Source organism: Micropruina sonneratiae (assembly GCF_025972045.1).
Taxonomy (GTDB): Bacteria; Actinomycetota; Actinomycetes; order Propionibacteriales; family Propionibacteriaceae; genus Micropruina; species Micropruina sonneratiae.
Window position 1 is genome coordinate 177,494 of sequence record NZ_JAPDHX010000001.1, and the last position, 15,168, is coordinate 192,661.

Sequence of the window (15,168 nt, forward strand, 5' to 3'; positions counted from 1 at the left end):
AGGACGGGTGCGCGCGCTGGCCAAGACGACGGCTGCCGAGGGGCTGGAACTGATCGACCGGCCCGAACCTGAGTGCGGCGCCTGGGAGGTGAAGATCCGGGTGTTGCGGGCGGGGCTGTGCGGCACCGACCTGCACCTGCAGCAGTGGGACGAGTGGGCGGCATCCCAGGTGAGGGTGCCGCAGACCATCGGGCACGAGTTCTACGGCGAGATCGTCGAGGTGGGCCACGAGGTCAAGGAGCTGCAACCCGGCGACACCTGCTCGGCCGAGGGACACATCGTGTGCGGCTACTGCCGCAACTGCCGGGCCGGACGCCGGCATCAGTGCATCCGCACCGTCGGGCTGGGCGTCAACACCGACGGCGCCTTCGCCGACTATGTGGTGGTGCCGGTCGAGAACGTCTGGAAGCACGCCGACTGGGTGGACCCCGACCTGGGAGCGATCTTCGACCCGCTCGGCAACGCCACCCACACCGCTCTGCAGTGGCCGCTGGTCGGCGAGGACGTGCTGATCACCGGCGCCGGGCCGATCGGGGTGATGGCCTCGGCGATCGCCCGGCACGCCGGCGCCCGGCACGTCGTCACCACCGACGTGTCCGACGTCCGGCTCGAACTGGCCAAGGCGGCCGGCGCCGACCTGACCGTCAACGTCGCCACCACCCGGCTCGCCGACGCGCAACGCGACCTGGGCATGCGCGAGGGGTTCGACGTGGCGCTGGAGATGTCCGGCTCGCCGCAGGCGGTCGCCGAACTGATCGACAACATGAACCACGGCGGCAAGGTCGCCATGTTGGGGCTGCCGCAGAGCCCCTACCCGATCGACTGGGGCAAGGTGATCACCCACATGCTCACCATCAGGGGCATCTACGGCCGCGAGATGTTCGAAACCTGGTACCTGATGACGTCGATGCTCTCCACCTCGCCCGCGCTGGTCGAGGCGGTGCGCTCGGTGATCACCCACCGCTTCGCGGCCGAGGACTGGGAGCAGGCCTTCGCCGTGGCCCGTTCGGGCCGCTGCGGAAAGGTGATCCTGGACTGGAGCTGAACACCGGGCTGCCGCGCCGCGTCCTGCCGCGTCCAGAATGGCCTGAAATGGGGACTGTCCCCATTTCAGGCCATTCTCACAGGGCGCGGCGGGCCGCACGGCCGGTGGCTTCCCGCGCGGCCGCGGCAACGAGTAGCGTCGCAGGCGTGTACGCAGCGATGAAGGACGAACTGACCGCCACCCTGGACGAGATCCGTGCCGCCGGCCTGTTCAAGAACGAACGCGAACTGAGCACTCCGCAAGCGGCCGAGATCGAGACCGGCGCCGGCCCGGCGCTGAACTTCTGTGCCAACAACTACCTCGGCCTGGCCGACCACCCCGACGTCGTCGCCGCCGCCAAGGACGGCCTCGACCGGTGGGGTTTCGGGATGGCGTCGGTGCGGTTCATCTGCGGCACCCAGACCCAGCACCGCGAGCTCGAACAGGTGCTGGCCCAATTTCTGGGCACCGAGGACGCGATCCTGTACTCATCGTGCTTCGACGCCAACGGGGGAGTGTTCGAGACCCTGTTCGGCGCGGAGGACGCGATCATCTCCGACGAGCTGAACCACGCCTCGATCATCGACGGCGTCCGGCTGAGCAAGGCGCAGCGGTACCGGTACCGCAACGCCGACCTGGACGACCTGGCGGCCCAGCTGGCGGCGGCGTCCGGGGCCCGGCGAAGGGTGATCGTCACCGACGGCGTGTTCTCGATGGACGGCAGCTACGCACCGCTGGCCGGCATCTGCGACCTGGCCGACGAACACGGCGCACTGGTCTTCGTCGACGACTCGCACGCGGTCGGATTCGTCGGCGAGTCCGGTGCCGGGACGCCGGAGTTGTTCGGCGTCCGCGACCGGGTGGACATCGTCTCGGGCACCCTCGGCAAGGCGCTGGGCGGGGCGTCCGGCGGCTACATCGCCGCCCACGCCGAGATCGTGGCGCTGTTGCGGCAGCGCTCGCGCCCCTACCTGTTCAGCAACTCGGTGGCCCCCAGCGTGGTCGCCGGTTCACTCAAGGCGCTCGAATTGGTGGCCAACCAGTCCGAGGCGCGGCAGCGGCTCGCCGGCAACGCCGAACTGTTCCGCGAGCTGATGGCCGAGAACGGCTTCGAACTGCTGCCCGGAAGCCATCCGATCGTGCCGGTGATGTTCCCCGGGGACAACGGCGCCCGGCTGGCCGGCCAGATCGCCGACCACATGCTCGCGAGCGGGGTGTACGTGATCGCCTTCAGCTTCCCGGTGGTGCCCCGCGGCAGGGCACGGATCAGGGTGCAACTCTCGGCGGCGCACAGTGCCGACGACGTGCGGACCTGCGTGGCCGCCTTCGTCAGCGCGAGACAAGCCGTCGGGTGAGCAGCGTCCCGCCGGCGGTCGCGATCGGGAACACCAGCAGCGCCACCAGCGGGACCGACAGCAACAGGAAGGCGGGGACGCCGAAGCCGAGCGCCCGCCACGGGTCCCGGCGCAGCAGTGCGTGTCGCTGCCCCAGGGTGCGGATGCCGCGGCGACCGGCGGGGGAGCCGATCATCTCCAGGGCGATCATCCAGCCGCCGAAGATGGCGGACCCGACGGCGGCCAGGAAACTGCCGACGCCTGGGATCAACCCGACCAGCAGGAACACCGCACCGACCGGCACGGTGATGGCCGCCACCTTGGCGAGGTGCTTGAGCGTCGACCACAGCGAACGCAGCAACGTCTCCTCGGACGCCGCGGCGTAGCTGCCCGCGTAGGCGTCGACCTCCTCGGAGATGCGGTCGTACAGCGGCGCGCCCAGCGCCAGCGTCGTGGCCGTGAACATCAGCACCAGCAGCAGACCGCTGACCGCCACCATCAGCAGCGCGACGAACCCCCGCAGCGCTTCGGCGCCGTCCCAGCCCTCGGCGAACGGGGTGGCCCAGATCGCGAATCGGGGAGACAGCCAGCTGGCGGTGACGAACAGCACCAGGAACAGCACCGAGGTGATCAGGGGCGGAATCAGGCCGAGGCCGAACAGCCGGGCGCGGCGCAGCACCAGGCCGGCGCCCTTGATCAGCGTCCCGATACCGGACGCCAGTCCGGACACCGGGTTGCTGCGGGCGCGCACACGCGACTGATCAGCCACGGCCTCTCCTCCCCTTGGGCCGAATGCTGCGTGACACTGTAGGCACGTTCTGGTCGCCTGACCAATCAACTGTGTCGTTTCACAGCGCATTCACAAGGTCGGACAGGGTCTCCGAGCAGCCGGCGTCGAGCCTCAGCAGGGCCAGGTCGTCGCCACGGGTGGCGCCGCGGTTGACGATGGCCACCGGTGTGCCGGCCTTGGCGGCGTGCCGCACGAAGCGCAGGCCGGACATCACCGTGAGTGACGAACCGGCCACCAGCAGTGCCTCGGCCGCATCGACCTGCGCATAGGCGTCGGCGACCCGGCCCCGGGGTACGGATTCGCCGAAGAACACCACGTCCGGTTTCAGCACCCCGCCGCAGCGCTCGCACGGCAGCACCACGAAGTCGTCCCAGTTCTCCACCACGGCGTCCCCGTCGGGCCGCAGCCGGGCGTCGTCCAGTTCGGCCCGGCCCGCCGCAACCTCGCCCTCCAGGCCGGGGTTGGCGGCCTCGAGCCGACGCTGCAGGTCGGTGCGTGAGGACACCTCGGCGCAGCCCAGGCAGATCACCCGGTCGATCCTGCCGTGCAGTTCGAGCACGTCGCGGCTGCCGCCGGCGCCGTGCAGGCCGTCCACGTTCTGGGTGATCACCGTGCTCAGCCCGCGGCCGGCCAGCGCGGCCAGGGCGCGGTGGCCGGGGTTGGGCAGCGCCCTGCCGAAGCTGCGGAAGCCGAGCAGCGAGCGTGCCCAGTAGCGGCGCCGCACCTGCTCGGACCGGACGAAATCGTCGTACTGGATGGGGCTGGTCGGCCGGGCGCCGGCACCGCGGTAGTCGGGGATGCCCGAGTCGGTGCTCATCCCGGCCCCGGTGAGGGCCACGAAGCGGCGGCCGCGCAGCAGGTCGGCCAGGCGCTCGATGCTCACCCCAGCATTATCGCCCGCGACCCAACCGCTGCGAGCAGCAGCAGGGTCAGCGCCGCCAGCCCGGCCCACTGCCACCCGGCCCGGTGCTCGCCCCGCGGCGCGGCCAGCAGGACGCCGGCCGCGGCCAGGCCGGCCAGCAGGCCGCCCAGGTGTCCCTGCCAGGAGATCTCGGCCGTGTTGGCCACGGTGATCACGATGTTCAGCACCAGCAGGCCGCCGATCAGCTGGTAGTTGCCGCCGAAGCGTCGGGCCAGCAGCAGCAGCGAGCCGAGCAGGGCGAAGATCGCACCGGACGCCCCCAGTGCGGACGAAGCCGGGTCGGCCAGCCACATCACCGCCGCCGAGCCGCCCAGCGCGCCGATCAGGTAGACCGCCAGGAACCGGGCCCGGCCCAGCACCCGCTCGACCGGAGGGCCGAGGAAGAACAGGCTGAGCAGGTTGCTGCCCAGATGCAGCGGGTCGGTGTGGGCGAAGGCGCTGGTCAGCACCTGCCACCAGGCGCCGGCACCGACCCCGGCCACCCACCCGGTGGCCTGTGACAGCTGGGCGCAGGTCACGGCGTCCGGCACGTCGGGGTAGTACTGGCCCGGCCCGGCCAGGCACGTGCCCAGCGGTGAGATCGCGAGCACGTCGGCCCACGGGCTGTCGTCGCCGCCGGTGAGCAGCAGGAACACGAACACGGCGACGTTGAGCCCGATCAGCACCATTGAGGTGACCAGCGGGTTGGCCGAGCGGCGTCCGCCCAGGGGCCCGAGGCCGGTGCGGGTGACCCGGTGACCCTCCCGGACGCACTCGGGGCACTGGACGCCGACCGGCGCCGGCACCATGCACGCGGGGCAGATCGGACGCCGGCACCGCTGGCAGGCGATGTTGGTGGCGCGCTCGCGGTGCCGGTAGCAGGACTGGACGCCGGGCTGCATGGCCCCACCGTAGCGGCGCCGCCCTCACCAGTAGGCTGGCCGGGTGCCAGTGCCCGACTTCATCATCGCCCTGCGGGCCCGGATCGGCCACGAGATGCTGTGGTTGTCGGGCGCGACCGCCGTCATCCTGCGCGACGACCCGGCCGGCCGGCAGGTGCTGCTGATCAAGCGCAGCGACGACGGCGACTGGTCGCCGGTCAGCGGCATCGTCGACCCGGGCGAGGACCCGCACGTCACGGCCGTCCGGGAGGCGCAGGAGGAGGCGTGTGTCGAGATCGAGGTGGAGCGCCTGGCCTGGATGAGCGTCACCGAGCCGGTCACCTACCCCAACGGCGACATCACCCAGTACATCGACCACACGTTCCGCTGCCGGTGGCTCTCCGGCGTCCCGGTGCCGGGTGACGGAGAGGCGACCGAGGCCGGGTTCTTTCCGCTGGACGCGCTGCCCGACATGCCGGCGCACTATCGGGAACGCATCGACGTGGCGCTTCAGGATCGGCCGGACACGGTCCTGGGCCGGAGCTGGCTGAGCGGAGCCGACCCGGAGGCGTCCTGATGCGGTTCGATCCGCAGACGCTCCTGGAACGGTTACTGGTCCGGGCGCAGGACGCCCCCACGGACCCCAACGCCTACCGTGCCTTTGCCGCCGAACTGATGTCGACGACGCTGGGCGTGGTGGCCAGGCCGGCGCCGCACGGTTTCCAGCCGGAACTGGTCGCGGCCGGTGGGCCGACCGGTTCGTCCACCCCCGGCGTATGCGTGTTCAGCCATCCGCTGCGCTTCGATACCTTCACCAACGACGTGATGCTGCCCGGACCCGATTGGCAGGTGCGGCCCGAGCCGGCCCGCGCGCTGTTCGAGTGGGCGGTGCACAACGACCTCACGGTGCGGCTGAATCCTGGCAGCAGTTACGGAAAGGAATTTCCGCCGGCGGAATTGTTTGCTTTCCTGCGCGGCCAATGGGTGTGAACCCCTGCAATGGGGTAAATCCATGTCATGAGCGTTCTTCCCACCCCCGCCACCCAGACGCTGCTTCGAGTCGTGACCCTCGGCATCGCCACCACGATGGCAGCCGTGTTGCTGCTGGCCAGCCTGTTCATCCACTAGACCCGACATCGGTCAACGACGCGCGATCTCCCATCGGAAGCCCACCACGGTGCGCTCCGCGGCCGGCAGGTAGCGGTGCACGGTCTTGTCGGCGTCCAGTTCGACCGGTTCGGAGACCGCCGGTTCGGCGTCCAGGGCCGGCCACTCGCTCCACCACACCCGCGTCGGCAGCCGCAGGTGGTGGAACTGCACCCGCAGGTCGAGGTTCTCGATCAGTCCGGCGGTGCCGCGGCGGAACTCCTGCGGCGGCGGCGTCCGGTACCAGAACGTCGTCTCGTACTCCATGGACGCCGTCTCGCCGGCCCGTAACGGGCGGGTGAGTATGATGTCCACCGCGAACAGCCCGTCGTCGAGGGCGTAGGGCTCGCCGCAGCGTCCGCCGTGCACGACCCGGACGCCGGCGGCGTCGGTGTCGAAGATGTACGGATAGCGATCCAGCGGCTCGTTGGCCCGGATCACGTGCACGGTGCGGTGCGACTCGGGCAGGCCGTCCGGCCCCACCCGGTGCCGCTCGCGCAACGACACGGTCCGGTGCCGGCGGGGCGGCAGCACACCGGGTGCGGCGATGCCGCGGCCGACCACCGCGTCCCCGGCGCCGCTGGAGCTCGCCAGCCTCAGCAGTGCCGCGGTGTCGGCGGCGCTCATCTCGAAGGCTTCGATGAACCACCGCAGCGTGCCGAGGCTCAGCGAGCGGCCGCCCAGTGCCCGATGCACCCGGTCCTTCAGCTTGCGCGGCAGTTCTTCGTCCTCGACCGGCTGCAGGCCGTTGGCCCACAGGTACTCGGCGATCACCTGGCACACGCCGCTCTGGTGCAGGACGTGCGCCTGCCGGCGTCCGATCCGAGCCTGCCACAGGGGGGCGTAATTGTCGTCGAGCAGTAACTCGCGAAGTTTTCGCGAGGTTTCCTCGATCGCTCGTCTATCCAAAGGGGGCCTACTTCTGGGGGTGGTGCTCTCGCTGATGCTAGTCATGCGAAGTTCGGCGGCAAAAGTGGCACCGGCGGCCTAGGTTTGATCCATGCGTGTACTTGTCGCCGACAGTTTCGAAGCCTCCGGACTGGACGCCCTCGCCGCGGCCGGCTGCGAGGTGACCCACAGCCCGCAAGCCAAGGACGACGAACTGGTCCGCCAGGTGGCCGCCACCGGTGCCGACGTGCTGATCGTGCGCTCCACGAAGGTGCCCGAGGCAGTGCTCGCGGCGGGCCCGCTGAAGCTGGTGGTGCGGGCCGGGGCCGGCTACAACACCATCGACGTTGGCGCGGCCTCACGGCGCGGCATCTACGTCGCGAACTGTCCCGGCAAGAACTCCGTCGCCGTCGCCGAACTCGCCTTCGGCCTGATCGCCGCCCTCGATCGGCGGATCGCGGACAACGTCGCCGATCTGCGCGCCGGACGCTGGAACAAGGCCGAGTACGGCAAGGCCCGGGGTCTGGCCGGTCGAACGCTCGGCCTGATCGGACTCGGCGGCATCGGCTCGGCGATGGTGCCGCGGGCGCAGGCGTTCGGGTTGGACGTGCTGGCCTGGAGCCGCAGCCTGACCGAGGCGAGGGCCGCCGAGCTCGGCGTGCGACGGGCCGGTTCCCTGCTCGAGGTGGCGGCCGGCGCCGACATCGTCAGCGTGCACCTGGCGCTGACCGACGACACCCGCGGGCTGCTCGGCCGGGAGTTCTTCGCCGCGATGCGTGACGGCGCGTACTTCGTCAACACCTCGCGCGGCGAGGTTGTCGACGAGGCCGCCCTGGCCGCCGCGGTCGAACTGAAGGGCCTGCGCGCCGGGCTGGACGTGTTCGCCAGTGAGCCCGCCGGTGGTTCCGGGGAGTTCCATCCGGCGATCGTCGACCTGCCGGGGGTGTACGGCACCCATCACATCGGGGCGTCCACCGAGCAGGCGCAGCTGGCGATCGCCGACGAGGCGGTGCGCATCGTCCGGGTCTTCGCCGAGACGGGCACGGTGCCGAACGTGGTCAACCTCGCCGCGGCCACGCCGGCGGAGGCGTCCGTGATCGTGCGGCACCTGGACCGGCCCGGCGTCCTGGCGGCGGTGCTGGACGCCATCGGCGGCGCCGGGTTGAACGTCCAGGAGATGGAGAACGTGGTGTTCGCCGGGGGTGAGGCGGCGGTGGCCCGGATCAACGTCGAGGGCGCCCTGTCGGACGACGTGCTGGCGGCCATCAAGGGTCACGAGCAGGTGCTGGACGTCCAGGTGGTCGCGCTCACCTGACCCCCCTCCCCCCGGCGAGCGGTGACGGGGCGGCGCCGGGGACCGGGGGGCGTCCCACCCGGCGGGGGGTTGCCGCCTGCGGCCGCCCGCCGGACAATCGGGGGACCCTGCCAAAGGAGGCACCATGACCACGCAGCCGCCCATCCCGCCCGCAGAAGGCTTCCTGGACCAACCGGACTCGCCGGAGTCGGCGCCCAGTGCCGACAGCGCTCAGGAGGGCATGAACGTCCAGGGCACGCAGGTCATCGACGCCACCAAGGTCGACCCGGACCGGATCGGCGAGACCGAGGCCGCGCCCGAACAGTGACGGCGAGCGCTAGCCGCCGACGCGCTCGATGAACTCCACCGACTCGCCGAAGATCAGCTCGGCGTCGTTGTCGAGGGTGGCGACGTGGTAGCTGTCCTCGAGCATCACGTGGGTGACGTCGCCGGAACCGGCGCGGTCGAGGAACAACTGCCACGACATGGCGGGCACGACGTGGTCCTCGCGTGAGGTGAACAGCAGCACCGGCAGCCGCAACTGCGGCAGGTCCTCGACGACGATCCGCCACAGCCGGGTCTGGCTGTACATCGACTTCAACGGGTTGCGGTCGTAGGCCAGTTCGACGACGCCCGGCTTCTTGATGTCGCCGGCGATGCCGCCCAACGACGGGATCAGGTGCTGCAGCAGCGGCAGCACCCGCAGCGCCGGGTTGGTGTGGGCGAACACCGGGTTGACCAGGATCAGCCCGGCCAGCCCCGGATGGTCCTGGGCCAGCTTGGTGGCCAGCAGCCCGCCCATCGACAGCCCGCCGGCGAACACCCGCTCGCAGCGCCGGCTGAGTTCGTCGTGGGCGGCTGCGACCTCGCCGTACCAGTCCTGCCAGCCGGTCGCGTTCAGGTCGCGCCAGTCGGTGCCCATGCCCGGCAGTAGGGGCACCCGCACCGTGTAGCCCGCGGCTGCCAGGTGTTCGGCCCAGCCCCGCATCGACTGCGGCGTGCTGGGGTAGCCGTGGCACAACAGCACCCCGGTCGATGAACCGTCGACACTGATCGGCTCCGCACCCGGCATCATCGTCATGGCGCCATCATGGCGCAAGTCTGCGGCCCCCGAGGTCCGCGAGCTGGCAGGCTGGGCGGCATGCAGCAGCCCGCCCGCACGGCGGTGGCCGACGTGCACGACGGGGTCGCACCGCGATGACCCTTCGTCGCCGGATGCTGGTCGCGCTGTTCGTGCTGGCGCTGACCTTCGGGGTGTTCGGCGCCGGCGTGGTGGCGGTGCAGCGCAGTTACCTGATCGGCCGGCTGGACGCCCAGTTGGCCGGCTACGCGGCGTCGCCCCTGCTGGTGGTCAACCTGCCCGGGATGGAGAGCGACCGGGTGGCGCTGTCGGACGTCTACGTCGGACGGCTGGCCTCCGACGGCGGGCTGCGGACCGTCTTCGCACCCACCGGCGACCCGCAGCTGTTGCCCGACGTGCGTGCCGGGGAGGAACTGACGGTGGCGGTCGGACGTGGCACGACCGCCGGGCTGGCTCGCGGCGTCCGGGTGGTGACGGCGCGGCTGTCGGCCGACGAACAGGTCGTGTTCGCGTTGCCCACCACCGCTGTCGACGAGGCCCTGCTGCACCTCACGGCCACGTTGACCGCCGGCTGGCTCGCGGTGTTGCTGGTGGTGGCTCTCCTGGTCGGCTGGTTCTACCGGCAGGCGCTGCGCCCGTACGCATCGCTGGTAGACACCGCGCGGGCGGTCAACCGGGGCGAGCTCCGGCGGCCGGACCCGGCGCCCCTGGGCAGCGAGGCGGCCGACCTCACACAAGCCTTCAGCACGCTGCTGGACGAGCGCGACGCCGCCACGGCCCGGGCCGGACGGTTCGCCCGCGACGCAGCCCGGGAGCTGCGCGAACCGCTGGCCGAGCTGGCCCGCGAGTCTGGACGCTACGCCGGACCCGGCAACGCCAGCGACGCCTACGGGCTGGTCGAGTCGCAGGGCGTCGGTGCGGCACTCCGCCGGATCGACGGCGGCCTGCGACGGGTCAGCGGCACCCTCGACGACCTGTTCGTGCTCAACCGGCTGGACGCCCGCGGCGGCCGGCCCGGCGGCGAGGTCGATCTGGGCGAGCTGGTGCGCGACCGCGGTGCGGCCCTGGCGCATGCGCAACCCGGGCGTCCGCTCACCGTCGAGGCGCCCGAGGGGCTGGTGGTCACCGGGGACGCCGCCCTGCTCGAGCGGGCCGTGGCGGCGCTGGTCGACAATGTCGCGGCACACACCGGACCGGACGTCGCGGTGCGGCTGAGCGCGCGGGCGGTGGGCAAGCGGGTCAGTGTCGAGGTGCATGACGAGGGGCCGGGCATCGCGCCCGAGGATCAGCAGACGGTGTTCGAGCAGCTGCACCATGGTGCGGCGTCCGACGCGGGGGGAGTCGATGACGCCGACGAGGTCGGGGGCGGCTCAGGGATGGGACTGGCGGTGGTCGCCGCGGTCGTCACCACGCACGGCGGCCAGTACGGCCTCAGTTCGGCGCCGCAGCGGGGCAGCCTGTTCTGGTTCGAGCTGCCCCGCTGAGCGCGGCCGGCGTCAGGAGACGAACTGGGCGTCCAGGGTGATCGGGATGCCGGTCAGCGCGGCGGAGACCGGGCAGCCGGTCTTGGCCTCGGCGGCGAACTTCTGGAACTCGTCCTCGGTGAGGCCGGGCACCTTGGCGACGACGGTCAGGTCGCTGCCGGTGATGCCCTGTCCGGGCTGGAAGCCCACCACGGCGGTGGTGTCGATCGACTCGGCGGGGGTGCCGTTGCCGGCCAGGGCGTGCGACAGCGCCATCGAGTAGCAGGACGCGTGCGCCGCCGCGATCAGCTCCTCGGGGTTGGTGGCCCCGGCCGAAGCCTCGGCACGCTTGGCCCACTTCAACTCGAACGTGCCCACCCCGGAGGTGGCCAGCTCGACCTGGCCGGCACCCTCCATCAGGCTGCCTTCCCAGTGCGCCTGTGCGGTGCTCTTGGTTGCCATCTACTGCTCCTTCGGTTGCTCCGGGGTGGCGCCTCGCCGCCCTCGGCTCCCCACGTTAGCGGGGCAGTCAGACCGTGCCGAGACCCCCGCGGACCGTTTTGTCACGCTCCGGACGGCCTGGCCTGAAATGGAACCGTCCCCATGTCAGGCCAGCCCGGTTGTGGATCGTCAAGGGCCGGCGCCTTTATCCGGCGTTTACAGCTCGCGAAGAGGCTGAAGGCACTCCAGCGGGCACTGAGGACGCGCCGGGGGCGCGTATCGGTGAGCCGGTGCCGACGCGGAGTAGGTGAGGGCGGGGAGGTGTCCCGGGGGGCTCCCCGCCCCTACCGGAACGGAGACGCTGATGGGTCGCGAGCGACTAGGGTGCAGACAGGTTCCACTCACCCTCTGGAGGCCCGATGGCGGCGGTCGACTTCCGCGTCCTCGGGTCGGTCGGGGTGGCCGTGGCCGACGAGCCGCAACGGCTTCGTCCGATGGAGACCACGGTGCTGGCCGTCCTGTTGGCCGACCACAACCGACCGGTCAGCGTGGACGTGCTGATCGACCGGGTCTGGCGAGGCGAACCGCCCCGCACCGCGCAGGCCGCGTTGCGCGTCCATGTCGACCGGTTGCGCGCCGCCATGCGGCGCCGCGACGTGTCCAGGCTGGTCTCGGTGCCCGGCGGCTACCGGCTGGTGGTCGAGGACGATGAACTCGACGCCCTGCGTTTCGAGGAGGCCTTGCGCCGTGGCCGCGAGCTGGCCCCGACCGACCCGGCCGGGGCGTCGGCGTTGCTGCGCACCGCCCTCCACGAGTGGGGCGGGGTGCCGTTCGGCGACATCGACGGCATCGAGACGATCGACATGAGCCGCAGCTACCTGGAGAGCCGTCGCGCCGAGCTGCTGGTGCAGTTGGCCGAGGTCGAACTGGCGGCGGGCCGGCACGGCGCCGTCGTCGCCGACCTGCGCCGCTGGTGCGCGGAGTTCCCCGAGTCCGAGGCGCTGGCCTCGTCGCTGGTGCTGGCGTTGTACCGCGGCGGCGACCAGGTGGCGGCACTCGACGAGTGCCGCGCCTTCATCGAACGGTTCTCCGACGAGTTCGGGCTGGACGCCGGACGCGCCTTCCGCCGTCTCGAGGCCGACCTGCTCAACCAGGATCCCCGGCTGGACGCGCCCGACCCCGTTGAGGTGGCGACGGCGCCCGCCCCGACCGGTCGCTCCGAGCTGATCGAGGCGATCACCCGCGTGCTGTCGGGTACCCGCCCACCCGCCCTGGTGGCCCTCGCGGGGCGTCCGGGCAGCGGCGTGAGCACCGTGCTGGCACATCTGGCCGCGACCCTGCCGGGCGCGCACACCCTGGGTGACGGCGCCGGGGCCGTCGCCGAGTTGGCACAGCGGCTGGGCGTGGCGGCGACCGGCCAGACCGCCGCCGACGCGGCGGCCGCCCTGGCCCCGGCGCTGGGCGGACCCGGCGCGCTGCTGATCGTGGACGACATCGACACGCTGGCTCCCGACGGCATCGCCTTCCTGCGCGCCCTGGTCAGGTTCGGCGGCGTGGGTCCGATCGTCACCGGGGGACGCCGGGCCGGGCTCGCCGGGCATCCCCTGCTGGCCGACGGCCGGTTGCCCCCCGCCGACTGCGTGACGTTCGACGTCCCACCGCTCACCGATGCCCCTGCCCGGGCGGTGGTGGCGGGGCTGCTGTCGGCCCGGCTGCCCGATCGTGAGGCGCTCATCGACCGGGTGGTCGCCTCGGCGGGCGGCGATGCGTTCCTGCTCACCGCGCTGTCGCGGGAGGTGGACGCCAACGCCGGCTGGGTGGACGCGCCGGCCAGCCTGACCGCCTTCGTCCAGCGCACCCTGGCCGCGCTGCCGGCCGAATGCGCGGCGCTGCTCGCGCTGGCCGCCGTCGACCCGGTCGACCACGTCGACCTGCCCGCTCTCGCCGCCGCCCTCGAGCTGGACGCCGAGCAGGCCGCCGGCGCCGCCGAGCAGGCCCTGGCGGCCGGGCTGCTGGTCGAGGCCGAGCGGGGCCTGGCGTTCCGGCACGGCGGCTTCCGCCGGGCGCTCGCCGAATCCGGCCCGCCGGCCGGCCCGCACCGCCGGCTGGTGGACGCCCTCGCAGCAGCGGCGCCACCCGACCCCGCCCGGGTCGCGCACCACGTCCGGATGGTGGAGGGGGCGAGCCCGCGGGCGGCGGAGTGGACGGCGCGCGAGGCGTCCGCCCTGCACGACGAGGGCACTCCGCTGGCGGCGGCGGAACGGTACGGCCTCGCCGTCGAGCTCGGCCGCGCCGCCGGCGTCCCGGCCGCCCGGTGGCTGGCCTGGGAGCTGCGTCAGGTGACCGCACTCAGCCTGGGCGGGCGGATCGAGCAGGCGATGGTCCGTGCCGACTCGGTCGCGGTGGCGGCCAGGCGGGCCGGTGAGCCGGAACTGTTCGCCGAGGCGGCCATCGCCACGGCCAGCCCGTGGGTGCCACTCGGCGCGGACGCCCGCCGCTCGCAGCTGCTGATCGGCGAGGCCCTGGACCGCACGCCGGCCGGCTCGGGCGCGTTGCGGATCAGGTTGGTGGAGGCCTACCTGAGGGCCGGCAAGGCCGGCGACCCGACCCTGCTGGGCAGGGTGGGGCAGGTCGAGCCCGAGCTGCTGGCCGAGGCGGACGGCCCCGATCCCGCCACGGCCCTGGATGCGCTGAGGGCCTTGCACTCGCTGACCTGGCCGCGGCACGAGCCGGCGCAACGCCGGCTCGAGCTGGGGCAGCGGATGATGGTGGCCGCCACCAGGGTCGGGAACGTCGAGGCAGGCCTGGACGCCACGAGCCTGGTCGTCGGGGCGCACATCGAGGCGGCGGACCGGTTGGGGGCCACCGCCGCCGCCCAGTACTACGGCCAGCAGGCCGAGGCCGCCGGCTCGGCGCTGCACCAGTGGTTCGCCGCGCTGCGGTCGGAGCTGCTGGCCGGCCTGGCCCAGCGACCCGCGGTCGCCCGCCGGCACGCTGAGCGGGCCGAGGCGCTGCAGGCCGGGGTCGACCCCGAAACGGTCCGGGTCGCGGTCCACGAACGGATGCTCAGCGACGCCGTTCGGGATGGCACGGTGGCCGCACTGGCCGCTGCCCTGGACGGACTGGAGGACGACATGTCCGGCACCGACCCGCTGTACCAGCTCGCCGCGACGGTGATCGGTGCGGCCGTCGACCGGCCGGCCGAACTGGACTACCTGGCCCACCTCGTCGGCATCGTGCGCGGCACCTTCCGCGGGGTCGCCGGGGCGGGACTGGCCGTGCTGGCGCTGGCCGGGCGCGACCCGGGCGCCCGCTTCGGCGACGAGCTGGCCCAGGAACTGGTGGTGCACTCGCGCGGGTGGGTGCCGATCGGCGCCTCGGCCGGGATCGGCCCCACCGACGCCCACCTGTCGCGCCTGTACCGGCTGCGCGGCGACGTGGCCGCGGCCTCCCGGCACGCGGCCCTGGCGACCTCGGTCGCCCACAGGTTCGCACCCGCCTGGGTGCGATTCACCAGAGAGGAGAACTAGATGCCGAAGACCGGCTTTCCCGAGGACTACCCCGATGACCCGGTGACCCAGTTCGTGTTGCAGTGGAACCTGTGGTCGACCTCGCAGCAACGGCGCTCGCTGTACCGCAAGGCGTGGAAGGGTGCGGCCAAACGGACGCCGCTGGCGTTCATCACAGCGGTCGCGGAGGCGCAGGGCGTGCCCGTGCCCGAGCACATCGTGCACTACCTGCTGAAGAACCCGCAGACCTGGTCACCGTTGATGAAGGGATTCGCGAAGGTGCGCAAGCGCAACTGGCGGCTGGGCGCGGTGATCGACCAGACCAATTTCGACTTCAAGCCCAGCGTGACGGTGATGACGTCGTGCCGGCGCCGCATCGTGATGCTCTACGTGGTCGGCGACCCGGCCGCTTGAGG

15 protein-coding genes are annotated in these 15,168 nt (G+C 72.3%); 9 read left to right on the forward strand and 6 right to left on the reverse strand.

Translation table 11 applies throughout. The features are described 5' to 3' along the window. Positions 1-7 precede the first annotated feature (7 nt). Complete coding sequence (tdh, locus tag OIE40_RS00840; RefSeq protein WP_264698892.1) at positions 8-1,045, forward strand: L-threonine 3-dehydrogenase; 1,038 nt, start codon at positions 8-10, stop codon at positions 1,043-1,045. A gap of 158 nt (positions 1,046-1,203) precedes the next feature. Further along, positions 1,204-2,379, forward strand: coding sequence for a glycine C-acetyltransferase (locus OIE40_RS00845; RefSeq protein ID WP_264700637.1), 1,176 nt, complete (start codon positions 1,204-1,206; stop codon positions 2,377-2,379). Here the strand turns inward: OIE40_RS00845 and OIE40_RS00850 are convergent. The 3 genes from OIE40_RS00850 to OIE40_RS00860 form a co-directional block, all read right to left on the reverse strand. Next, positions 2,354-3,127, reverse strand: a complete 774-nt coding sequence (locus OIE40_RS00850) for an EI24 domain-containing protein (protein ID WP_264698893.1) — start codon at positions 3,125-3,127, stop codon at positions 2,354-2,356. The two genes, OIE40_RS00845 and OIE40_RS00850, sit on opposite strands and share 26 nt — an antisense overlap. 79 nt (positions 3,128-3,206) lie before the next feature. Then, positions 3,207-4,031 (reverse strand): NAD-dependent protein deacetylase, encoded by an 825-nt coding sequence (locus OIE40_RS00855; protein ID WP_264698895.1) that lies wholly within the window; start codon positions 4,029-4,031, stop codon positions 3,207-3,209. Beyond that, positions 4,028-4,951 (reverse strand): rhomboid family intramembrane serine protease, encoded by a 924-nt coding sequence (locus OIE40_RS00860; RefSeq protein ID WP_264698897.1) that lies wholly within the window; start codon positions 4,949-4,951, stop codon positions 4,028-4,030. The genes OIE40_RS00855 and OIE40_RS00860 overlap by 4 nt, the downstream gene beginning before the upstream one ends. Before the next feature lie 43 nt (positions 4,952-4,994). On the opposite strand from OIE40_RS00860, the gene OIE40_RS00865 reads away from it, so the two are divergent. Together OIE40_RS00865 and OIE40_RS00870 are read left to right on the forward strand one after the other, a co-directional pair. Beyond that, positions 4,995-5,507 carry an NUDIX hydrolase gene (locus OIE40_RS00865; RefSeq protein ID WP_264698899.1) on the forward strand — a complete coding sequence of 171 codons (513 nt, stop codon included), beginning with the start codon at positions 4,995-4,997 and terminating at the stop codon, positions 5,505-5,507. After that, complete coding sequence (locus OIE40_RS00870) at positions 5,507-5,920, forward strand: SseB family protein (RefSeq protein ID WP_264698901.1); 414 nt, start codon at positions 5,507-5,509, stop codon at positions 5,918-5,920. Before OIE40_RS00865 ends, OIE40_RS00870 begins: the two co-directional genes overlap by 1 nt. A 150-nt stretch (positions 5,921-6,070) precedes the next feature. Here the strand turns inward: OIE40_RS00870 and OIE40_RS00875 are convergent, their stop codons facing one another. Further along, positions 6,071-7,030 carry a hypothetical protein gene (locus OIE40_RS00875; RefSeq protein ID WP_264698903.1) on the reverse strand — a complete coding sequence of 320 codons (960 nt, stop codon included), beginning with the start codon at positions 7,028-7,030 and terminating at the stop codon, positions 6,071-6,073. A gap of 46 nt (positions 7,031-7,076) precedes the next feature. Between OIE40_RS00875 and OIE40_RS00880 the strand changes: the two genes are divergently transcribed. After that, positions 7,077-8,279, forward strand: a complete 1,203-nt coding sequence (locus OIE40_RS00880) for a phosphoglycerate dehydrogenase (RefSeq protein ID WP_264698905.1) — start codon at positions 7,077-7,079, stop codon at positions 8,277-8,279. Between the two features lie 124 nt (positions 8,280-8,403). Continuing rightward, positions 8,404-8,586, forward strand: a complete 183-nt coding sequence (locus tag OIE40_RS00885; RefSeq protein WP_264698907.1) for a hypothetical protein — start codon at positions 8,404-8,406, stop codon at positions 8,584-8,586. A gap of 9 nt (positions 8,587-8,595) precedes the next feature. Here the strand turns inward: OIE40_RS00885 and OIE40_RS00890 are convergent, their stop codons facing one another. Further along, positions 8,596-9,339, reverse strand: coding sequence for an alpha/beta hydrolase (locus OIE40_RS00890; protein WP_264698908.1), 744 nt, complete (start codon positions 9,337-9,339; stop codon positions 8,596-8,598). A 116-nt stretch (positions 9,340-9,455) separates the two neighbouring features. Here OIE40_RS00890 and OIE40_RS00895 point away from each other — a divergent pair, with 116 nt between their 5' ends. Then, positions 9,456-10,823 carry a sensor histidine kinase gene (locus OIE40_RS00895; protein ID WP_264698911.1) on the forward strand — a complete coding sequence of 456 codons (1,368 nt, stop codon included), beginning with the start codon at positions 9,456-9,458 and terminating at the stop codon, positions 10,821-10,823. Between the two features lie 12 nt (positions 10,824-10,835). Here OIE40_RS00895 and OIE40_RS00900 read toward each other — a convergent pair whose 3' ends face one another. Next, on the reverse strand, positions 10,836-11,264 hold the full coding sequence (locus OIE40_RS00900; protein WP_264698913.1) for an OsmC family peroxiredoxin: 429 nt from the start codon (positions 11,262-11,264) through the stop codon (positions 10,836-10,838). 398 nt (positions 11,265-11,662) lie between these two features. Here OIE40_RS00900 and OIE40_RS00905 point away from each other — a divergent pair, with 398 nt between their 5' ends. Continuing rightward, the gene (locus OIE40_RS00905) at positions 11,663-14,773 is read left to right on the forward strand and encodes a BTAD domain-containing putative transcriptional regulator (RefSeq protein ID WP_264698915.1); all 3,111 of its coding nucleotides are present in this window, start codon (positions 11,663-11,665) and stop codon (positions 14,771-14,773) included. Continuing rightward, on the forward strand, positions 14,774-15,166 hold the full coding sequence (locus OIE40_RS00910) for a hypothetical protein (RefSeq protein ID WP_264698917.1): 393 nt from the start codon (positions 14,774-14,776) through the stop codon (positions 15,164-15,166). Positions 15,167-15,168: the final 2 nt, after the last annotated feature.